The following is a 16,894-nucleotide window of genomic DNA, read 5'->3' as shown; positions in this document are numbered from 1 at the left end:
CTTATCTCGCTGGTAAGAATTCGTCGAATTCGTTTTCGTCGCTGTCCTTGCTACCGCTACCCCCACCAGTCATCCGTCGAATGGATAACGGGTCTAATCCAAGTAGACTGCCAATACGCACCATACTGGCCAACGCATCCTGGCGAACATTCACGCTAGGGTTTTTCTTTTGTCCTCCCATCGGTGTATCAACGGTCAGCCCTTCTCGAGAAACTTCCAACTCAGCTTGGAGGTACAAAGAGAAGCTGTTGCAATAAGCCAGCAGCAAAGGTCCATGGTCGATAGTCAGAATTTTTCTGTCCATCAGTACACGACTTTGTGTTTGCCAAATAGCCAGCGCGTTGTCATCACGTAACTCATCTGGCGGATCAATTTTTATCAATGCTTCATGGGCAGGTGCGGATGGCAAAGTGCTTTTGCCACCTTTGCGACCACCACCAGCTGCTCGCGCCATACAATTACCTCTCAAAACTCAACCGCGAAAATGTGTGATCTCGCGCGTCAAAAAAAGATCCTTATTTATTGCGTATAAAAATTTCTCTGAGGCTGCGGTCCCCATCGAAAAGGCTACAGAGATTTACCCCGCCCCCCCTATGCGTGAGAACGGTAATAACAAGCGACCTAATATCGCTGTGATACCTTTTACCTTATTGGTTCGAGGGTTATCACCTTAGTACCTTTTGTTACCGTCTCAGTGACTCTGACAAGGTCTGGGTAGGTACCAAACAACCAACAAAACAGCACCAAGGTTTTTAAATAAATCGGTACCCAAAACGCCACTTTGATATGACAAACGATCACTTCTTTGCGTTTTATTGTCGTGGTTTCATGCGTTCCCGTGCAGTTTTTGCCTTGTGACATGCCCGACATAGTGCCTCCAGGTTACTGTATTCATCTGTTCCGCCATGTTCCTTAGCCTTAATATGGTCAACATCTTTGGCAGGAATGGCACGTCCAGCGCGCAAGCATTCCTGACATAGATACTTATCACGCTTAAGGATGATCCGGCGCCTCTTATCCCAATCGCTGCCATAACCACGCTGATGGCGGTTGCGGCCTGCTTGATGAACTTCCCAACCAGTGTTGCGGTGCTTATCACAGTAACCACTCTTGTCATTAGTCAGCCCACCGCAGTGTGGATGACGACAAGGCTTAGGGGTACGTGGAGGCATAATCAAATATCCTTTGAATACTCACTAAATACACAAAGGATATTTAAAGGGTCACCGCCGTGGACACTGCTGTTTAATGGCCTAAGCCTGGCGACGCTCGACGACATCGCAAATCACTAGCAATACTTTGCCTTTGGCGGTGTTAGAGCTGGCTTTAAGGCAGCCAGTAAGTACACTCGGCAACTATCCGGAATTACCGGGTAGTTGAACTAACCAGGATTAACTTGGTAGTAGTCAATGCAGTCATTGAGCTGCTCGATATACAACATCAGGTTAGTGACGCTGCTCTCTGGGTAATAAATCCCGCCTTGGCCATTCTCATACCACTCAAGAACAGGAGCGACTGGCTTGCATGAAGGAACAAACACATCACGGCTTATCGCGCATCCGCCCACTACTAGGACCAAACCGCTGAGCATGGCGGCTTTTAGCATCTTGCTTGATATCTTCATGGTCTTGCTCCTGACGCTCTACTTGCCTGGCACGTTGAAGACTCTCCCAAACCTCAATGGCTTTAAGGATTAGCGCTCCAATAATCGGGACCGACGATGCCCAACCCACAACTAGCTACCGATATTCTGTGAGTGCTTATAGTTGCCAGCTGCTGCATTCCAAACCCAGCGCAGCCACCACGGCCACTTTCGTTTGAACTCTTCAGACACTTGCGCATCAATCTGAGCAACAACCCCGACGACTGTTGCGACAAAGCCAAATGCAGCTACCGCCCAAGCTGGTGTGTCAGGCTCCATCATTCCCGAACTCGCCAGAGCGAAAGACGCAAACAGCAGAGCCACCACTGCGACCGTAAACTGATACAGTTTTTTCATTTCCTTTCTCCATAAAAAAAGCGACCGTTCTGGTCGCTTGTTAGTAAGTCCACATTACGGGTAACCCTTTCCGCCAATCCAGATGAACAAAGGTTTTTGCAATCCCAATCCCTCTCGCGCCATGCTTACGAGCAATCTCTACAAGACGAAGGCGATCAAAGCCGTTATTACAAGCGATATCAAAGGCCACGCCGTTGAAGTGTTGCCCGGGCTTTTCTTTGCGAGCTTCACTCGGATGCTTTTCACATCGAAAGCCAGAGCGAACGACCATAGCCTTACCAAACTCATCACGAACCTTCTGCAGCTGGTCCAATGCTGATTGGCTCACCTTGTTGCTCCCACATCCACAGGAGCAGTTCAATTTGATATCTGTTTTGGGGTTAAAGTTCTTGGTTTGAGCAAGTGCCACGAGCACCTCCTTTGGCGCGTTTCTTGTCGAAATAGACATAAACATCAAAGATAAAACGGGCGGCTATCAGAGCTAATCCACCCAAAGAGATTAAGTTTGCGAGGGTAATATCTGGTGTGGATGCAGCCGTTTGTGCAGCTTGTTGGGCTTTCGCTGCCACTTCATTACTGAATAAGCTAACGCCACCGCCTCCACCGTAAGCAATTAAACGGCCTTTAAAGTCGTGCAGCTTGAGCCACACTTCAGAAAAACAGAATGACATCAGCTCTCTCGACTCAAATTTCAGGCATAAAAAAACCGCCAAAAAGGCGGCTTTCAGAATTCATGTGTATTTATCCATACTGGATATTTGCATAGTAATTTGACAGATTCTGTTTTTCAACCCCAATCCTAAAGAGTTTTTGACACAATGAGTCATAGCCCAACAATATCGTTCTGATGAACTCAATGTGAGGTTGGATAACATCGAAATTGGATTGATAGTAACGCTTGCGTTTTTTCTTATACGTTTCGGAGTTAACCTGGTTAGCCACACAATCATGTTCCACCAGCGCATTGATGATAGCGGTTCGACTCGCTACTGGCTTATAGTGCCCCTCACCCGCCACGAACTGAACGTCAGCACCTGCCATTTGCTCGAGCGCAAATCCACCAGCAATCAAAGGAAGAATTGCTTCAATACGTTTCACCACCTTTGCTTGTAGAGTAATACCTGTAAAACAGCACTCCATGAGCCAATCATTCAGCAGATGTTCAATAAAGCGATGAGTCAGGCTTTGGGAGTTCCAAAGTGGCGAAGCGTAGGCAAAGAACGCCCAATCAGATAAGTGAGGGTGTACAGCATTAATTTGATCCAATGTAGAAAGCACCTTACCGGCATCCAGCTTCGAACCCATTTCAATATCAGCCATGCCAAAACCACCGCCACCAGCGCCTTCGTTATACTTAGCACGAATAGCCTCCGTCGCCATACCAATCGCCGCGGGCATCTGCCACTTTTCGATGTTTACACACAAACCCATAATCTTATTTCCCCTCACCACAATATTGAATCAATCAAATTGGACAGCTCAACCACCAATGATAAACTGTATATATATACAGTTAAATAGTAATCCCTTTTTGAGATGTACAAAACGATTCAACGCCTGGTAGGACACCGCATATACAGAATTGGCCCTGATGGCCCATGTGGTTACAACAGCACCGAAGATAAAGTATCGGTGTTAATGGCTAGTGGCGACTGGAAGACCATCCCTTTTGGCGGCTTTATGGAAGTAGCAAACGTCGTGGGTGTAAGACGACTCAAGATTATGGATGTGTCCGCACTCTGTTCTGATGATGACGGGTACGAAGTTGTTTATACCATTCCCAGATACCACTACCTGGTAGGAACGTATCTAAACGGGAAGTGCTTCATTCTTCTCTATGATGGAGAAGTGAAGCACTACTTGGACAAGAACGCAGACCAAGACACCAAGAACAACGTGGTTTGGTTATAAGTGCCCATTTGAATATCTAAATTGTGATCAGCGTAATCAAAAGATGACCTAAACTATGCAATCTCGCTTCAAAAAATGTAGCCTAAGACGCTGATATAAATTTATATATTAAAATTAGCACCTGCATGATTTTTGTATTAAAGACTGCAAATAAGTGTTAGGCGTCAGTTGTCGTTCAATAATCGAGAAACAATTATGAAAAAAGTAGTGTTGCTGGGGGCTTCATTGCTCCTACCCACAAGCGTACTCTCTGCTGAGTTGGAAAAAGAAATAGCTTCTTGTGCTGCGGTAGAAGGTGAGTTAGCTCGTCTGGATTGCTATGACTCCCTTGCAAATAAGCATAAGCTTGATAAGCCACAGCCTACAGGTTCTAAGCCAACAGACACTGGAAAGTGGATGGTCTCTGAAGAAGTAAACCCTATAGACGACTCCAAAACGGTTACATTAGTTTTAGATGCCTCATCAGGTAAAAGCAAATGGAATAAAAAAGTGTATTTTATCGCTCGTTGCAAAAGCAATAAAACAGATGTGTATATTGGTTGGAACGATTACTTAGGTAGAGATGCATCGGTACTTACGCGCATTGGTTCTAACAAAGCGGTAACTTCAAAGTGGAGTCTGTCTACCGACAGTCAAGCAACATTCCATAGAAAACCAATTTCTTTCCTAAAAAGTATGGAAAAAGCAGATACTCTGATAGCACAAACTACTCCTTACAATGAAAGCCCTGTAACCGCGATCTTTGATACTGCGGGTTTATCTAACGCACTAATTCCTTTGCGTAAAACTTGTAGTTGGTAACGTTTCTTGGCTACCGAACAGTTTAAGTTTGGCTGCATCAGCAGCCATTCTCTATCTTGGTGATAGAATATCAACACTTATTAACCCCTGAATAAGTGCAGCGCCAATTCACAGTTCACCCAAACTTATAAAAAAATAACTTCTCTATAATCAACCACTCACCTATTCTATTAATTGCAATTCAATTTGGCCCATAGAGAGTTATTGAGATGAATTTAAACGAAAAATCAAGACTAACATCCTTCTTACTTACACTGTTTTTCGGTCCATTGGGGCTGTTTTATTCTTCTTTGGCTGGTGGAATAGTCCTGTTAGTAGTAGCAGTACTCAGTGCAGGAACAATTATAGGTCCAGTGATATGTTGGGTTTTAGCGATAGCTATTGGTGATCACTGCACTTACAAGCACAACAAAAACATTATTGAGATTAAGAATTTAGTGAGCAAAAACAACGCATAACTGTTGCACCTAAGATCTAGCATAACGCCCCAACCATCAGCGCCCTATTAATCGTCTCTTTCACATGCCAGAGCTGATCGCCGTGTTTACCTTCCCAGATGGCCACATTGCGGTGTAGCTCCTGGTGGTGATCATGACACAGCGGAATGGTGAACATATCCGAGGCTTTGCTGCCCATCTTTCCTTCACCATGGCCTATTAGGTGGTGAGCGATACCTGCAGTTTTACCGCATACCCGGCAAGGTAACTTACGCACGAACGATAAGTACTTTTCACTCTCCCAACGGATTGGCTTTGGTTTTCTTAGGTACATGGCTGGTGGGTCGTCATCGATGACTAATTTCAGAACTGGTTTTGCTAAACGTTGTAGTTGCTCACGCTGACCTTCGAATACATACCGAGCATCAGTATCCACGTTTCCAAGCACACCTACTCGCTTGCTGCCTTCTTCTCGTTTGAACTGACGATCGAGAACAGACTGTGGCAATAACGCATACACGTCATTGCGAACCGCCCACCAGCACAAATCAACATCCGTGATGCGCCTTACTTCACCATGCAGCTGGCGAGAGATAACCATCAAACCATGCCGAACCGTATTCTTTCGAGCTATCGAAAACGCCTGGTGACTGTCATCGGCCATGTTGTCGTGATGCCAACACAAACGAATCGCTCCCTCGCCGGTTACTCGAGTCTTCAGGTTATGATTGCAGTAGCCTTCATCCTTTAGCTGACACTCGGAAATCGTATCAACGTACTTAGCCGTACTACCGATAAGCAGTTGCACATCTTCATGAGCGAAGAACGCCACCAAAGAGAGGTCATCCGAAGACAACCCTCCCGCGGTCTTTGTAGCCAGACGTTGATTGGGAGAAACTAACCCGATCTTACCGTCCACCAGCAAGCGTTGAATGGCCTCTTTGTTTGGGCTTAGCGGAATGAGTGCGGCATTCAGTGTCGGGACCACATCTAAGCTGACTTTTAACATCCTCCCTCCCTTTAAGCGACTTTGGACTCAAGCAACGGCTTGGTAACCAGCTGCTTACCCATCTCGACCGCTTTGTCATATTCCAAACGAGCCCCTTTCGAAAGTTGCCAACCATCCAAAAATACCACCGTATCGCAGCAGGCCAACATTGGAATACAAATGTGCATGTACTCTTCCCACTCAAAACCATCCGGCAGAATAGCGGGGTTCATAACAATACACCCACGGCGTTTCAACTCATCTTCCATCGCAAAGAACGCTGGCTTGTTAAACTCTGGTAATCCCGTCATTGGGCCTGCAATGTAAACCTTCTTCACGATAATGCTTCCTTTAATGTCTCTACTGCTTTTCCGCTCTTAATCATACTTCCGGTGAATCGAAGTACTGACCAACCTCTTAATGCTGCTGCGTTGTATTTCTCGCAATCTTTCTCATAGCCACTGCCGCGAGTGTGACGACCTCCCGCCCAGGTACCGCCTTCCACTTCCACCGCCAGCTGCTGCTCTGGGTAAGCAAAATCAAAACGCCAGCGCCGTGTCTCATGAAACCGGTACTCCTTCTCTGGCAGTGCTAACCCCATCGCCTTGATTTGGAAAAGAAGCGTTTTCTCTAATGCGCTCACGCTGCCACCGCCTTTAAATGACCTGTTTCAAGAAGCTTTTTACGTAGCCAGATTTCACCCTTTCCGGTGATCAATGCTGTGTGACTGATACGTGTTTGGGAGTTAGTTTCGTAAGTGCCCTGCTTCACCGTAAAGTAGCCACGCTCGACATAGTCTTGATACGGTAGGTTGTAAGAGTCTCCACGGCTCATGAGGATCTTTAACTCTCGTAGTACACGGAAAATAGTGACAGGCCCTAAACCTACTGCTTTTGCAAACTGACCAAGCTTCACCCCTTTATCTGCTCCAGCAATCGCATCGGCAAACTCGGCTTTTGGTGCCGCAATTGCTAATGCCTGGTTCTTTTCTTCCAGTTCCTTGGCTTGGTTAGCCGCTAACTGAAGTGCTTCAGCAAATGATTGCGGAACTTGAGGCTGAGTTTGTTTTTCTAGCTCTTGCCAGCGATCAATGATCTTTGCTCGAATCTCAACGCTGTATCCAGAAACAAGAACCATCGTGTTGCGATAGTTAAAATGAAACTCTGGGTACCATTGTTTGTTTTGTTCGTGCTGGTACTGGGTCTCCGTTCCGAAAACGACACCCCTGTGAATTAATTCACGACATGTTCTTAGTACACTGTCATGCGTAGTTCCAACGAATACCGCAATCTCTCGACTGCTCATTGTCATCTCTGTTTGGGTACTGATACTTAGCATTCAACTCCCTCCGCTCACCAGTATTTGCTCAAGAACCCTAGGCCCTAATCCAAATCTTGTTTGTGTTGCCGGTTCTTGTGTCCGACATCCGATTAATTTCCACACCCTGCTTGCGAGCCTTGGCGATCAGCTGAGTTAACTCCAACGAGGAAACCCCTAACTCCTTGCAAAGCTCTCCAGGCGCCCAAACTTTAGGCCGCGAAACCATCACCCCAACTAACTTCTCCACCATCTGAATTCACCTCCGCTAGTTGATTTAACAATTCCCTGCGTTCGTCCGAGAGACGTTTGATTTTGTTCTTACTGGCTTGAATCGCCTGCTCAGTACCGCCATGGCTCATCACTCGAACGAGATGTTGGTTCTCGCTGTCGATGTCCATCTCAATCTGGCGAACCTGAGCCTTAAGCTCGTCACCATCGGATTTGGTTTGCTGCGGGTTCTGCTCTGGCGGCAAGTAACGCCCCTTGTCTTGCTCACGGCCTAGCCATGCGGTGATGAATCGAACCATGCCACCTAAGGTCTTGCGCTTACGTGGATTCGCATCACCCCAAACTTTCATTTTGCGCAGCTGCTCAAGCACATTCACTGCTGGGTAGGTCTGTTTCCATTCCATCACCTGAGTGGTGCTGACTTCGTAGAATTGATCTTTGCGATTGGTAGGCAGACAAATAACCGGAGGCTCGCTGGCTTCGAGCGGTTCGCTCGGAGCAAGATCTTTACTTGATGGTTCTATTGGTGGATCTATTGGTGGTTTATAGCCGGATTCCGACCTACCCCCAGCCGGAATTTGACCTACCCCCTCTGGTTGTTTCGTCTGTTCGAGTTTCGAACGTTCGACTTTTGAACAGACGAAATTCGACTGTTCAAAATCCGTCTGTTCATCTGCTTTCTTTTTCAGCAGCATCACAGGCAATTGGTACTGGTTATTCGAACGGACTAAGCGACCCGTATCCGCCTTTTTGAATTGGTTCTTTTTGAATAGCCAACCACCCTTTTCCAGTTTCTTAAGCGTCGATTTAACGGTGGTAGGTGAAACACCAGATTTACGAGCAATGGTATCGATAGACGGCCAGCAAAGGCCGCTATCGTCCGCATGGTCAGCTAGGCAAAGCATCACCAACTTATCAGAACCTTTAAAACTCGGAATGTCCCAAACGTAGCTCATTACTTTGACTGACATTATGCGATCCCCCATGGGTATATTGGCTTTCCGAGAATCAAATCAGCGTCACTATCAAGCTGTGAAAGTTTTTCTTCAGATTGCTCAGTTGTTAAGTATCCTTTGCGTAGCTGAGCTTTTATCCAATCGCGACGCTCCGACTTCCAGTTTTTTCGAAACTGCCTGTCGTAGTCTTCAACAATTTCAATTCTGTTTTGGTAGTCCTGTTGCTCGTCACTGGTCAGGAACGGCTTCACATCTAATTGCTTAATGCGGTCGAGTGCGCATTTTTTATCAAACCCCGACAAATTCATGCTTCCACTCTCCCTACTACCAAACGTTTATTACCTTGACCCAACACAGCAAACGAGGTGGATGACGAAACCACATCAAAACCACTTAATGCGATAGCATCTTCAATAGCCGTATCGATTGATTTGGTCAGCAGTGAGAACTCTCCACTGCTGAGCTGCTGACCGGATAAGTCAAAATACGCAGCAGAAAAAGACATCACTTACCCCCTGCCCAGTCTGCAAACGAACTGCGTGGCTTACTCTTTGCCGGAACTCGCTGCTTTGGTTTTAATGCCGACTCATGCTGCTTGGCACTCGCCTTAAACTTGGCGTCTCCCATCGCAGCGCGACGGAGGTTATCAACCTGCTTTAAACGCTCACTTAATTCCATAGCCCTGCTCCTGTCTCATTCGGCTTACAGTTCGCTTGCTTACCCACTTCCAATCACCTTGCTTAGTCGCCAAAAAATAGACGTAGTTATCAAAAACTAAGACGGCCTTAATCTTTGCGCGATCACGCTGTTGTGTTACTCTTTCCATTGAATCTCACCTTTGCTTGTTGATTCACGGCCCTAACAAGTTGCCGCTTGTTGGGGCTTTTCCATTTCTAGATGTGCTAAATATCTCTGGCTCTTTGTGTTAATCGCCTTGAGTGCTTCCTTTTCCAGTTGCTTCTTAACCGCGGCGTTCTGCTCCAGCGCAATAGAACTGCGATAGATCTCTACCAACTGCTCTATGGTGTTGAGCGTTTCCATCACATTCATGACAAAACTCCCGAAGACATATCGCCAAACATCATGGCCATGCTGATCCCACCAAAGCGACTTTCTGCGGCGTAACCAATCGTCATTGCCGAAGCCACCAGCGTGTGAATGGATGAAGACAAACGGCTAACCCCATTGGCAGAAAGCTTGTTTACGTTAAGTTGCTCGGCCATCTCACCAAGTGCCTTGGTAGCAACCAAAAACTCGGTATTGAGATTTGCCTGGGAGTTGTAGTTAAACGGCATAGGTGTGCACAGCCCTACCTCTTTGCATAAGCCGTCGATCATGCTGTAGTCGCCAGACTCTTTGGTGAACGCGATAACATCATCAACAAACAACTTCGATTCCGGTTGATTGGTGTTAAAGCGTTTTTTTAGTCGGTTGCTGTAATCCACTTCTGAGTAACCAAGCCTTAACGCAATAGCGCGTAGGCTGTGGTGTTTCTTAAAACGAATAACGCCTTCATAGAAGCGAGGGAATTTCCCCCTGCCTTGTGTGTGGGTCATGGAGTACCTCCTTGGCAATCTGTAGATTGTTCTATCGTGGAATGTTGAGAAGTTCTTCTTTAGTGACGGGGGTTTCTGTCACTTGAGATAATTCCGAAATGATCGAGGCGTAATTGGTTTCACCAGTGAAATCCGTTCTAGGAAGTACACCTCTCTCACACCATTTATAAACAGCTCTATTACTAACGCAGCAAGCTAGCGCTACTTTTGGTACACCTATCTGAGTAATAACCTGTTTTAGCATAATTTCGCCCTTACAATGAACTATAAGTACATATTATGACGGAACTGAAAGTACAATCAAGAAGTTTTACTATTGAACCTATGGTTCATAGTGAAAATGTGCGTTCAAACTTCGCCCAAAGGCTTGCACAGGCCTGTACAAAAGCTGGGATAGAAGATCATGGAAGGGGCGTTATTTTAGCTAAGGCACTTAAAGTGACGCCAAAAGCTGTAAGCAAATGGCTTAACGCAGAGTCAATGCCGCGCCAAAATAAAATGGAAGAATTAGCGAACCTCCTCAAAGTTGATCTGTTCTGGCTGCAGTACGGAAAACAACACAGCGGTTCCAACCCCAACGAACCTCAACAACCAACGGAAGCCAATGCGGAAATTTTAGGAGAAATTGACGCATGGGATCGTAAAACCCCACTTTCAGATGATGAGGTAGAAGTGCCGTTTTTTGCAGATATTCGCCTTTCAGCTGGCAGTGGTGAAGTAGTCGAACGTGAACATACCGGTCTTAAACTGCGTTTTGCCAAATCGACGTTACGCCGCTACAACGTTCCGCCAGAGTGTGCGGTATGCGTAAAAGCGACGGGCAATAGTATGGAGCCCGTATTACCGGACGGTTCAACTGTCGGGATTGATACTTCTAGCACTGGGGTAGTGGACGGAAAAATGTACGCCATTAATCACTGTGGTGAACTTCGCGTAAAACTCTTGTACAAAACACCAGGTGGTGGCTTAAGAGTACGAAGCTATAACTCAGAAGAACACCCAGAAGAACGTTACTCCCAGGAAGAAGCCACCGATATAGTCGTACTCGGCAGAGTCTTTTGGTATTCGGTAATGTTGTAAGGAATATAAGCTGATGGCAAAGCAGCCAGAAATCTGTATTGCTCAAGTGATACGGGAGATGAAACAAGGTTTTACCAGCCCATACTTGTGTAAAGACGACCAAGATCAACAGTTTGTTGTAAAAGGACGACGAGCAAATAGAGAGGGATTGGTCAAAGAGTGGATTTGTGCAACGCTAGGAACAGAGTTTGGCCTGCCAATACCAAACTACTCTATGGCATGGGCAGACACACCTTTTCAAAATAATCGCGAACTATTCGAAAATAACTTTGCATCTAGCTTTATTGCAAATATTCAAGATGTTACGCCAACAACTCTTGAAAGGCTTGACCAGCAGTTTATTAATGACCTTTACATGTTTGACTATTGGGTTAGAAATGCGGATCGTAACCAATCTCCAGAAACGGGAAAAGGTAACCCCAATTTATTCATCCACCAGCAAACTGGCGAGCCCTACGTAATAGATCATAACTTAGCGTTTGACACCACATTTTGTGTTGAACAGCATAAGGCATTACATGTATGCTCCAAAAAAAAGAAGTGGGCGTCACTTTTTGAAATTGAGCGCCAGCGATATGAACAAATGTTCGCTAAAGCGTTGAGCAAACTAGATGAAGCGATTAATGAAATCGATGAAGAATGGCTAGAAGGCTATTCCGTTGAACGGATTAACGCCGAAATCAGACCTATACTTGAACTATACAAATCAAACAATTTTTGGGAGGACATAGAATGAAAACATTTGTTGAATATGCCATTGTTCGTTTTATGCCGATTTCAGAAACCCAAGAATTTGCAAACGTTGGCATAGTGTTATGGAGCAATACAGAACACAAAGTACTAACCAAGTTAGCTCCCGCTCCTTTCCATCGTATCAATAACTTCTTTGACGATGTCGATGGGAATTTGTACAAAGTCGCGCGTTCTTTTATGGAAGCAGAACTTGCACGCATAACAACCTATGTTCATGGGAACGGCCAGCAATACACTGATAGTATAATGAAGGAGTTCACTCGACAGCGAGAAGGCGTTATGACCTTTAGCGAGCCAGGTGCACTTCTTACGAATGATCCTCAAATAGCGTTAGAACAGTTATATAACACCTACATAGGGCGCGATCTTAAAGTAACAAAAGAGCAGCGAGAACACAGCATGGTTCGAGAGCTGAAGGAGTGCTTTAATACCTTACCCTTGAAATATAGGGAAAAGCCGCTAAATACAGGTTTTGGGAAAATCAAAGTGCCACTTGTTACCACTATAGGTAATGACCTGCGGGCAATAAAACCGATGGCGTTTAATCATACTAAACCGATGGAAATTGCTGATCATGGTGACAAATGGATATCTCGTATTGGCCACGCACTGAAAGCGCAAGCGATAAGCCCCGAGAACTTTTTGTTCACTGTTGAAGGCCCTCGCTCGAAAAATGACGACGTTTTAATGGCCTACAACACTGTATTAAAAGGGATGAAAGGCATTGGTGTTCACGTTATCCCATTCGCCAGTACAGATGATATTTTGGACTTTGCAGAACCAGATCTTTCTAATAACTCCAAAGATTTTGCTTTAAGCTAATCTGCGACCTTGGTGTCACCTATAGTTAAAACGATTTAAATACCTATCCAACTTCAATCAAACCGCCTCCGGGCGGTTTTTTTGTACCCAACACAAATAAATGTACTTTTGGTTCTTTACTTAATATGTACTTATGGTACATTTGGTTCATTCCAACGACTTACCCCAGCAGCTGGTGGGGCGAATAACCACTGCACCGGAGCGTCTCTGCCTATGTCTGTCTTACGACGAAAAGTGAAACGGTGACCGGAAGTGACTATCCAAGGATGGGAACGGGAATGCCCTTACTAAGGGCACAACCTAAAGCCTTTCAGAGCAAGGGTTTTAGGGTGTGGATAACCAATCTTGAGGAACAAATCATGAGCCAAGAAGCAGGCAACCTAAGCATAGAAGACCGTACAACCAACTTTCCCAAATTGATGCAAGAGCTAGATGGCGGTGTCATCTCCAACGTTATTGGCCTTGCACTATCTAACGTTTCACGCGCTGTTTCTTACAGCGATAAGCAAGGCGAAGTAAAGCTGAACCTAAAGCTCAAACCAATGGGCACCAACAACGAAATGGTAGAAATCACGGCCAACATGTCAGTGAAAGAACCTAAAACGGGCTTTGGTGCCAAGAGTGAGGACTTTCAGTACACCTCTATCGCCTATGTCGGCAAAGGCGGAAAACTCACCTACGACCGACCAAAAGAAGATATTCACGGCCAAGCCGTTATTGAAGAAGGTCAGCTTCGCGAAGTACGCGGCTAACCCAGTCCACCAGCAATCACTCTAAAGAGAGAACAGATAAATGGATAAATCAGCAATCCAACAGATTCAAGAATCAGCGAATGCCCCACAGTTCTTAGAACAGTTACAAAAGGCAGGTTTCCCTGTTGCAGCTCTACCTGAGTCATTCGATTTACATGACTTAGAGAAGTACATGCCAAACCGCAATCAATTCCGCGGCTTAATGCGTACCGCTAACATCGATGAGTTCGTACGCTATCACGAGCATTACCAAACCGAAGGTAACCAATGCTTTATTGACGCAGACCAAATGGCCTCAGTCACTATCTTTGACCTTGGTACTCAAACTGTTCCTGGTCACTGCAAGCATCAAGCAAAATTAGTGTTGCGCCAAACCGCTGCATTTAAAGCGCTCATCAATATGGATGAGAAAAAGAACAACCAAAAACAACTGGCTGAATGGGTTGAAGACTATAGCGAATTTGTTCAGGTGTTCTCTACTACTGGTGAGCTAATCGAAAACTCTGTCGCTTCAGCGGCGATTCGTAACATGAAATTCGAAGCGAAGGCTGGCCGTGAATCAAACGTAGATGATTTCAGCCATCACCAATCTGAGTATGAATCCATTGCCGTTCGTACTAAAGAAGAATTCCCAATGCCTGCTGTCTTCAAGTTCACCTGTATTCCGTACCTAGGCTTAGCTGAACGCACCTTTGAAATGCGTATGAGCACCATTGGTAATGAAATCCTAGTTCTACGCATCAAGAAGCTGGAACAGCACGAAGAAGAGATGGGCGAAGAGTTCCAAACCAAGCTTCAAGCCTGCTTTAAAGAAGGCGAAATCGAGATTGATACCTTTATCGGTTCGTTCTCCAGCTAATCACGTTGGCGGTGACGAACGTTGCCGCCGACTTTCTTCAAAGGAGGAAGCATGGCACTAACCAAGGAACAATACGAAAAAGCCCAACTCATCATTGAATCTATAAATGGCAGCGGAAGATCAAAAGCGGTGGGAAGATACTTGCTTGAACATCCAGGCAGAAACCCGACCTATCAGATTTGTAGTGATTTAGGGGTTAAGTCGCAACTGATTTGCAAAGCCGTCTACTACCTGCGTGGTAAGGGCGTAGGTATTAAGTCTGAGCCAAGATCACTCCACCCTTACTACGAGCTAATGATGGACGAGAAAGACAACCTTCCAGGCAAGAAGCCGCATACAAGAGGTACTTCTAATTGTGAAGGCTTCCGCTTTGTCAAAAAGGCTCATCCGTTCAAACCGAATGTTTTATTACCGCAGTGGGGAGCGTGAGATGTCAGAAACCAAAAAGCCAAACGAACACTTTGTTAAACGTCACTTAACCAACAAGCTCAAAGCACAAGGCATCTCTGGACACCAGCTGGATGAAGCCATCGAACGTGGCATTCAATACTACCACTACGGCACTTACGACAAAGCAAACACCATTCAATGCTGTGTTAACCATGCACTGCAATATGTAAAAGGAGAACTTACTCATGGCTAATGCAACTTTCCAAACCGAACTGGGCGCGGTGACAGCAAAAGGCCCCTACTTCAGCTTTATTCAAGGTCGTGAAGTCGTCCAACTAACTTTCATCAAGCCTGAGAACGAAGCCAACGGTTATGGAGTATGTAAAGAGTTCCCGAGTGATATCAGTCTATCACCTGAGTTCATGACCGATTTTGCCGAGCAATCAGTAGACCTGCTTTAGCTTCTCAGCCAGTAGTTCATTTTGTGTAATTCGCCTATGCCCCATCACTTGGTTAGGGGGCATTGCGGGATTTCTGTTTTCATTATTTATTGGAGGTTTTACCGATGAGAACATTTACGGTGATTCAACTAGAACCTAGCCGTTGGGTGAAAGAAGATCTTTTAATGGATTTAACAGGCATGTCCACCAATGAAATCAAAGACTATCGTCAGTTTCGTTGGGTTGAAGGCGTTCACTTTAAAAAAGCATCCGGTAAGAGTAGTGGTGGTGGCAAAAGTTTTAAGTATGACCGTGTTGCCATTGATGAGTTTTCAGCAAGAGAAAGGGTTGCGTAATGAACACACCAGAAGGTGTAGAGATCCGCGGTAAGTCTATCCGCATTAGTTTTACTTACCGCGAGATGCGCTGTAGGGAGACACTCAAAGGTTGGGAAGTCACCAAAGGCAATCTCAAAAAAGCGGGACATCTACGCGCTTCTATACTTTCTGAAATTTCATTAGGCACATTTGATTACTTATCTCGTTTTCCAACGTCAAAGAAAGCACAACTCTTTGCGACGCCAGAACAGCGTGGTAAGAACCTTACCGTTCGCGAGTTGTTTAATGATTATATTCAATTGAAGCAAACGACAATGGCCTCTCAGTCAATTTATGTATTGAGTACTACAGCAAGGGCATGCTGCTTGTTTGTTGGGGAGGAACGCACTATTTCCACCATCACGATCATGGATGCACTAAAGTGCCAAAAGTTAATGGTCGACTCCCCTACTCGCACTGGAGCATCACGAAGCGCAAAAACGATCAATAATATGATCAAACTTCTGCGCCGATGCTTTGACTTAGCGGTGAAGTCAAAGTTTATTGAGGACAATCCATTTCTGCATGTTGAGTTGCTGAGTGGTGGGGCTGGTGAGCCGGATCCATTAGAACTAGAAGAATTCCACCAGCTAATAGAATCAACGACAAACTTACAGCAGCGGAATATGTTCACCTTAGCCATTTACACTGGCATGCGAACTGGTGAACTTTGTGCGTTAGCCTGGGAAGACGTCGATCTTGATAAAGGGACAATCGAAGTTACTCGCAACGTCACGATTGAACGAAAGTTCACAACACCGAAGAATAAGAAGTCAGAGCGAACTATTCACCTGCTTGAGCCCGCTCTACTCGCCCTTAAATCTCAAAGAGAGCTAACTATGTTTAGCCCTGTGAGGGATATTTTTGTAGAAGTAAAAGGCTCAAACACGTTTCGCCAGGAAAGTGTTCGGTTCGTGTTTATTCCAGAACGTCGCAATGGCCAAGCACCGAGTGAAACCTACAAGACGACAACATACAATCGACTATGGTCACGCGCACTTAAACGAGCTGGCATTCGCCATCGCTGCTCATATCAATCTCGACATACCTACGCCTGTTGGTTGATCACCAAAGGCGCAAACCTATCTTTTATCGCAGAACAGATGGGACACAAGAGCACGATGATGTTGGAACGTGTTTACGGCCGATTCATGAAGTCACACTCGCATGAGCAGATCGAATACTTAAATGGCGTAATGACAGCAAATAAATAAGGTTTACTAAT

Annotated in this window: 32 protein-coding genes; 13 read left to right on the top strand and 19 right to left on the bottom strand. The window is 45.5% G+C overall.

What is annotated here, in order from left to right; all coding sequences use genetic code 11:
* Position 1 precedes the first annotated feature (1 nt).
* The 7 genes from R8O11_RS02870 to R8O11_RS02840 all read right to left on the bottom strand — a co-directional run bounded on the left by R8O11_RS02870 (position 2) and on the right by R8O11_RS02840 (position 3,430).
* On the bottom strand, positions 2-454 hold the full coding sequence (locus R8O11_RS02870; protein ID WP_054701170.1) for a phage terminase small subunit P27 family: 453 nt from the start codon (positions 452-454) through the stop codon (positions 2-4).
* A gap of 358 nt (positions 455-812) precedes the next feature.
* Complete coding sequence (locus R8O11_RS02865) at positions 813-1,172, bottom strand: HNH endonuclease (protein ID WP_238778081.1); 360 nt, start codon at positions 1,170-1,172, stop codon at positions 813-815.
* A 209-nt stretch (positions 1,173-1,381) separates the two neighbouring features.
* Positions 1,382-1,624: a hypothetical protein gene (locus tag R8O11_RS02860; protein ID WP_238778079.1), complete on the bottom strand. Its 243-nt coding sequence runs from the start codon at positions 1,622-1,624 to the stop codon at positions 1,382-1,384.
* A gap of 111 nt (positions 1,625-1,735) precedes the next feature.
* Positions 1,736-1,999 carry a hypothetical protein gene (locus R8O11_RS02855; RefSeq protein WP_238778071.1) on the bottom strand — a complete coding sequence of 88 codons (264 nt, stop codon included), beginning with the start codon at positions 1,997-1,999 and terminating at the stop codon, positions 1,736-1,738.
* Between the two features lie 40 nt (positions 2,000-2,039).
* The gene (locus R8O11_RS02850) at positions 2,040-2,447 is read right to left on the bottom strand and encodes a D-Ala-D-Ala carboxypeptidase family metallohydrolase (RefSeq protein WP_274616323.1); all 408 of its coding nucleotides are present in this window, start codon (positions 2,445-2,447) and stop codon (positions 2,040-2,042) included.
* Positions 2,380-2,670, bottom strand: coding sequence for a hypothetical protein (locus R8O11_RS02845; RefSeq protein WP_238778063.1), 291 nt, complete (start codon positions 2,668-2,670; stop codon positions 2,380-2,382). Before R8O11_RS02845 ends, R8O11_RS02850 begins: the two co-directional genes overlap by 68 nt.
* Positions 2,671-2,740: 70 nt before the next feature.
* The gene (locus tag R8O11_RS02840) at positions 2,741-3,430 is read right to left on the bottom strand and encodes a hypothetical protein (protein WP_238778061.1); all 690 of its coding nucleotides are present in this window, start codon (positions 3,428-3,430) and stop codon (positions 2,741-2,743) included.
* A 207-nt stretch (positions 3,431-3,637) separates the two neighbouring features.
* Here R8O11_RS02840 and R8O11_RS02835 point away from each other — a divergent pair, with 207 nt between their 5' ends.
* The 3 genes from R8O11_RS02835 to R8O11_RS02825 all read left to right on the top strand — a co-directional run bounded on the left by R8O11_RS02835 (position 3,638) and on the right by R8O11_RS02825 (position 5,169).
* Positions 3,638-3,910 (top strand): hypothetical protein, encoded by a 273-nt coding sequence (locus R8O11_RS02835; protein ID WP_140154874.1) that lies wholly within the window; start codon positions 3,638-3,640, stop codon positions 3,908-3,910.
* A gap of 195 nt (positions 3,911-4,105) precedes the next feature.
* Positions 4,106-4,711: a type VI secretion system-associated protein TagO gene (locus tag R8O11_RS02830; protein WP_065274638.1), complete on the top strand. Its 606-nt coding sequence runs from the start codon at positions 4,106-4,108 to the stop codon at positions 4,709-4,711.
* Between the two features lie 209 nt (positions 4,712-4,920).
* Positions 4,921-5,169 carry a hypothetical protein gene (locus R8O11_RS02825; protein ID WP_238778059.1) on the top strand — a complete coding sequence of 83 codons (249 nt, stop codon included), beginning with the start codon at positions 4,921-4,923 and terminating at the stop codon, positions 5,167-5,169.
* A 16-nt stretch (positions 5,170-5,185) separates the two neighbouring features.
* On the opposite strand, the gene R8O11_RS02820 is transcribed toward R8O11_RS02825, so the two are convergent.
* The 12 genes from R8O11_RS02820 to R8O11_RS02765 form a co-directional block, all read right to left on the bottom strand.
* Positions 5,186-6,157: a DUF968 domain-containing protein gene (locus R8O11_RS02820; protein ID WP_238778057.1), complete on the bottom strand. Its 972-nt coding sequence runs from the start codon at positions 6,155-6,157 to the stop codon at positions 5,186-5,188.
* Positions 6,158-6,168: 11 nt separating this feature from the next.
* Positions 6,169-6,474, bottom strand: a complete 306-nt coding sequence (locus tag R8O11_RS02815) for a DUF4406 domain-containing protein (RefSeq protein ID WP_014232321.1) — start codon at positions 6,472-6,474, stop codon at positions 6,169-6,171.
* Positions 6,471-6,779: an endonuclease domain-containing protein gene (locus R8O11_RS02810; RefSeq protein ID WP_238778055.1), complete on the bottom strand. Its 309-nt coding sequence runs from the start codon at positions 6,777-6,779 to the stop codon at positions 6,471-6,473. Before R8O11_RS02810 ends, R8O11_RS02815 begins: the two co-directional genes overlap by 4 nt.
* A complete protein-coding gene (locus tag R8O11_RS02805) occupies positions 6,776-7,474 on the bottom strand; it encodes a phage antirepressor KilAC domain-containing protein (protein WP_238778047.1) in 699 nt (232 codons plus the stop codon). The genes R8O11_RS02810 and R8O11_RS02805 overlap by 4 nt, the downstream gene beginning before the upstream one ends.
* 191 nt (positions 7,475-7,665) lie before the next feature.
* Entirely contained in the window at positions 7,666-8,655 is a 990-nt protein-coding gene (locus tag R8O11_RS02800; RefSeq protein ID WP_238778045.1) for a helix-turn-helix domain-containing protein, read from the bottom strand.
* Entirely contained in the window at positions 8,655-8,948 is a 294-nt protein-coding gene (locus R8O11_RS02795) for a hypothetical protein (RefSeq protein WP_238778043.1), read from the bottom strand. Before R8O11_RS02795 ends, R8O11_RS02800 begins: the two co-directional genes overlap by 1 nt.
* Positions 8,945-9,145: a hypothetical protein gene (locus R8O11_RS02790; protein ID WP_238778041.1), complete on the bottom strand. Its 201-nt coding sequence runs from the start codon at positions 9,143-9,145 to the stop codon at positions 8,945-8,947. Before R8O11_RS02790 ends, R8O11_RS02795 begins: the two co-directional genes overlap by 4 nt.
* Complete coding sequence (locus R8O11_RS02785; protein WP_238778039.1) at positions 9,145-9,318, bottom strand: hypothetical protein; 174 nt, start codon at positions 9,316-9,318, stop codon at positions 9,145-9,147. The genes R8O11_RS02790 and R8O11_RS02785 overlap by 1 nt, the downstream gene beginning before the upstream one ends.
* A complete protein-coding gene (locus R8O11_RS02780; protein WP_238778032.1) occupies positions 9,305-9,466 on the bottom strand; it encodes a hypothetical protein in 162 nt (53 codons plus the stop codon). The genes R8O11_RS02785 and R8O11_RS02780 overlap by 14 nt, the downstream gene beginning before the upstream one ends.
* Positions 9,467-9,498: 32 nt before the next feature.
* On the bottom strand, positions 9,499-9,690 hold the full coding sequence (locus R8O11_RS02775; protein ID WP_238778030.1) for a hypothetical protein: 192 nt from the start codon (positions 9,688-9,690) through the stop codon (positions 9,499-9,501).
* The gene (locus tag R8O11_RS02770; RefSeq protein ID WP_065274648.1) at positions 9,687-10,196 is read right to left on the bottom strand and encodes a phage regulatory CII family protein; all 510 of its coding nucleotides are present in this window, start codon (positions 10,194-10,196) and stop codon (positions 9,687-9,689) included. Before R8O11_RS02770 ends, R8O11_RS02775 begins: the two co-directional genes overlap by 4 nt.
* A 31-nt stretch (positions 10,197-10,227) precedes the next feature.
* On the bottom strand, positions 10,228-10,440 hold the full coding sequence (locus R8O11_RS02765) for a hypothetical protein (protein WP_020335501.1): 213 nt from the start codon (positions 10,438-10,440) through the stop codon (positions 10,228-10,230).
* Positions 10,441-10,475: 35 nt separating this feature from the next.
* Here R8O11_RS02765 and R8O11_RS02760 point away from each other — a divergent pair, with 35 nt between their 5' ends.
* The 10 genes from R8O11_RS02760 to R8O11_RS02715 all read left to right on the top strand — a co-directional run bounded on the left by R8O11_RS02760 (position 10,476) and on the right by R8O11_RS02715 (position 16,883).
* Positions 10,476-11,276, top strand: coding sequence for a helix-turn-helix transcriptional regulator (locus tag R8O11_RS02760; protein WP_274616322.1), 801 nt, complete (start codon positions 10,476-10,478; stop codon positions 11,274-11,276).
* Positions 11,277-11,289: 13 nt separating this feature from the next.
* Complete coding sequence (locus R8O11_RS02755; protein WP_238778024.1) at positions 11,290-12,012, top strand: HipA family kinase; 723 nt, start codon at positions 11,290-11,292, stop codon at positions 12,010-12,012.
* A complete protein-coding gene (locus tag R8O11_RS02750; protein ID WP_238778022.1) occupies positions 12,009-12,851 on the top strand; it encodes a DUF3037 domain-containing protein in 843 nt (280 codons plus the stop codon). The genes R8O11_RS02755 and R8O11_RS02750 overlap by 4 nt, the downstream gene beginning before the upstream one ends.
* A 359-nt stretch (positions 12,852-13,210) precedes the next feature.
* Positions 13,211-13,603 (top strand): hypothetical protein, encoded by a 393-nt coding sequence (locus R8O11_RS02745; protein WP_014232330.1) that lies wholly within the window; start codon positions 13,211-13,213, stop codon positions 13,601-13,603.
* A 40-nt stretch (positions 13,604-13,643) separates the two neighbouring features.
* Entirely contained in the window at positions 13,644-14,462 is an 819-nt protein-coding gene (locus tag R8O11_RS02740; RefSeq protein WP_238778020.1) for a DUF2303 family protein, read from the top strand.
* Positions 14,463-14,513: 51 nt separating this feature from the next.
* Positions 14,514-14,891, top strand: a complete 378-nt coding sequence (locus R8O11_RS02735; RefSeq protein WP_318193894.1) for a hypothetical protein — start codon at positions 14,514-14,516, stop codon at positions 14,889-14,891.
* A gap of 1 nt (position 14,892) precedes the next feature.
* Positions 14,893-15,105 carry a hypothetical protein gene (locus R8O11_RS02730; protein WP_208870971.1) on the top strand — a complete coding sequence of 71 codons (213 nt, stop codon included), beginning with the start codon at positions 14,893-14,895 and terminating at the stop codon, positions 15,103-15,105.
* The gene (locus tag R8O11_RS02725; RefSeq protein WP_170890380.1) at positions 15,098-15,313 is read left to right on the top strand and encodes a hypothetical protein; all 216 of its coding nucleotides are present in this window, start codon (positions 15,098-15,100) and stop codon (positions 15,311-15,313) included. The genes R8O11_RS02730 and R8O11_RS02725 overlap by 8 nt, the downstream gene beginning before the upstream one ends.
* 104 nt (positions 15,314-15,417) lie before the next feature.
* Positions 15,418-15,648: an excisionase family protein gene (gene xisR, locus R8O11_RS02720; protein WP_014232338.1), complete on the top strand. Its 231-nt coding sequence runs from the start codon at positions 15,418-15,420 to the stop codon at positions 15,646-15,648.
* Entirely contained in the window at positions 15,648-16,883 is a 1,236-nt protein-coding gene (locus R8O11_RS02715; protein WP_238778016.1) for a site-specific integrase, read from the top strand. Before xisR ends, R8O11_RS02715 begins: the two co-directional genes overlap by 1 nt.
* Positions 16,884-16,894: the final 11 nt, after the last annotated feature.

Source organism: Vibrio sp. 1288, assembly GCF_033344475.1.
The sequence above is the reverse complement of the archived record's forward strand: the minus strand, read 5'-3'. Positions and strand labels throughout refer to the sequence as shown.

Excerpts from the sequence above, each read along its gene's own strand:
- R8O11_RS02870 (WP_054701170.1), bottom strand. The coding sequence starts at position 454 with ATGGCGCGAGCAGCTGGTGGTGGTCGCAAAGGTGGCAAAAGCACTTTG.
- R8O11_RS02865 (WP_238778081.1), bottom strand. The coding sequence starts at position 1,172 with ATGCCTCCACGTACCCCTAAGCCTTGTCGTCATCCACACTGCGGTGGG.
- R8O11_RS02860 (WP_238778079.1), bottom strand. The coding sequence starts at position 1,624 with ATGAAGATATCAAGCAAGATGCTAAAAGCCGCCATGCTCAGCGGTTTG.
- R8O11_RS02855 (WP_238778071.1), bottom strand. The coding sequence starts at position 1,999 with ATGAAAAAACTGTATCAGTTTACGGTCGCAGTGGTGGCTCTGCTGTTT.
- R8O11_RS02850 (WP_274616323.1), bottom strand. The coding sequence starts at position 2,447 with ATGTCTATTTCGACAAGAAACGCGCCAAAGGAGGTGCTCGTGGCACTT.
- R8O11_RS02845 (WP_238778063.1), bottom strand. The coding sequence starts at position 2,670 with ATGTCATTCTGTTTTTCTGAAGTGTGGCTCAAGCTGCACGACTTTAAA.
- R8O11_RS02840 (WP_238778061.1), bottom strand. The coding sequence starts at position 3,430 with ATGGGTTTGTGTGTAAACATCGAAAAGTGGCAGATGCCCGCGGCGATT.
- R8O11_RS02835 (WP_140154874.1), top strand. The coding sequence starts at position 3,638 with ATGGCTAGTGGCGACTGGAAGACCATCCCTTTTGGCGGCTTTATGGAA.
- R8O11_RS02830 (WP_065274638.1), top strand. The coding sequence starts at position 4,106 with ATGAAAAAAGTAGTGTTGCTGGGGGCTTCATTGCTCCTACCCACAAGC.
- R8O11_RS02825 (WP_238778059.1), top strand. The coding sequence starts at position 4,921 with ATGAATTTAAACGAAAAATCAAGACTAACATCCTTCTTACTTACACTG.
- R8O11_RS02820 (WP_238778057.1), bottom strand. The coding sequence starts at position 6,157 with ATGTTAAAAGTCAGCTTAGATGTGGTCCCGACACTGAATGCCGCACTC.
- R8O11_RS02805 (WP_238778047.1), bottom strand. The coding sequence starts at position 7,474 with ATGCTAAGTATCAGTACCCAAACAGAGATGACAATGAGCAGTCGAGAG.
- R8O11_RS02800 (WP_238778045.1), bottom strand. The coding sequence starts at position 8,655 with ATGTCAGTCAAAGTAATGAGCTACGTTTGGGACATTCCGAGTTTTAAA.
- R8O11_RS02795 (WP_238778043.1), bottom strand. The coding sequence starts at position 8,948 with ATGAATTTGTCGGGGTTTGATAAAAAATGCGCACTCGACCGCATTAAG.
- R8O11_RS02790 (WP_238778041.1), bottom strand. The coding sequence starts at position 9,145 with ATGTCTTTTTCTGCTGCGTATTTTGACTTATCCGGTCAGCAGCTCAGC.
- R8O11_RS02785 (WP_238778039.1), bottom strand. The coding sequence starts at position 9,318 with ATGGAATTAAGTGAGCGTTTAAAGCAGGTTGATAACCTCCGTCGCGCT.
- R8O11_RS02780 (WP_238778032.1), bottom strand. The coding sequence starts at position 9,466 with ATGGAAAGAGTAACACAACAGCGTGATCGCGCAAAGATTAAGGCCGTC.
- R8O11_RS02775 (WP_238778030.1), bottom strand. The coding sequence starts at position 9,690 with ATGAATGTGATGGAAACGCTCAACACCATAGAGCAGTTGGTAGAGATC.
- R8O11_RS02770 (WP_065274648.1), bottom strand. The coding sequence starts at position 10,196 with ATGACCCACACACAAGGCAGGGGGAAATTCCCTCGCTTCTATGAAGGC.
- R8O11_RS02765 (WP_020335501.1), bottom strand. The coding sequence starts at position 10,440 with ATGCTAAAACAGGTTATTACTCAGATAGGTGTACCAAAAGTAGCGCTA.
- R8O11_RS02760 (WP_274616322.1), top strand. The coding sequence starts at position 10,476 with ATGACGGAACTGAAAGTACAATCAAGAAGTTTTACTATTGAACCTATG.
- R8O11_RS02755 (WP_238778024.1), top strand. The coding sequence starts at position 11,290 with ATGGCAAAGCAGCCAGAAATCTGTATTGCTCAAGTGATACGGGAGATG.
- R8O11_RS02750 (WP_238778022.1), top strand. The coding sequence starts at position 12,009 with ATGAAAACATTTGTTGAATATGCCATTGTTCGTTTTATGCCGATTTCA.
- R8O11_RS02745 (WP_014232330.1), top strand. The coding sequence starts at position 13,211 with ATGAGCCAAGAAGCAGGCAACCTAAGCATAGAAGACCGTACAACCAAC.
- R8O11_RS02740 (WP_238778020.1), top strand. The coding sequence starts at position 13,644 with ATGGATAAATCAGCAATCCAACAGATTCAAGAATCAGCGAATGCCCCA.
- R8O11_RS02735 (WP_318193894.1), top strand. The coding sequence starts at position 14,514 with ATGGCACTAACCAAGGAACAATACGAAAAAGCCCAACTCATCATTGAA.
- R8O11_RS02730 (WP_208870971.1), top strand. The coding sequence starts at position 14,893 with ATGTCAGAAACCAAAAAGCCAAACGAACACTTTGTTAAACGTCACTTA.
- R8O11_RS02725 (WP_170890380.1), top strand. The coding sequence starts at position 15,098 with ATGGCTAATGCAACTTTCCAAACCGAACTGGGCGCGGTGACAGCAAAA.
- xisR (WP_014232338.1), top strand. The coding sequence starts at position 15,418 with ATGAGAACATTTACGGTGATTCAACTAGAACCTAGCCGTTGGGTGAAA.
- R8O11_RS02715 (WP_238778016.1), top strand. The coding sequence starts at position 15,648 with ATGAACACACCAGAAGGTGTAGAGATCCGCGGTAAGTCTATCCGCATT.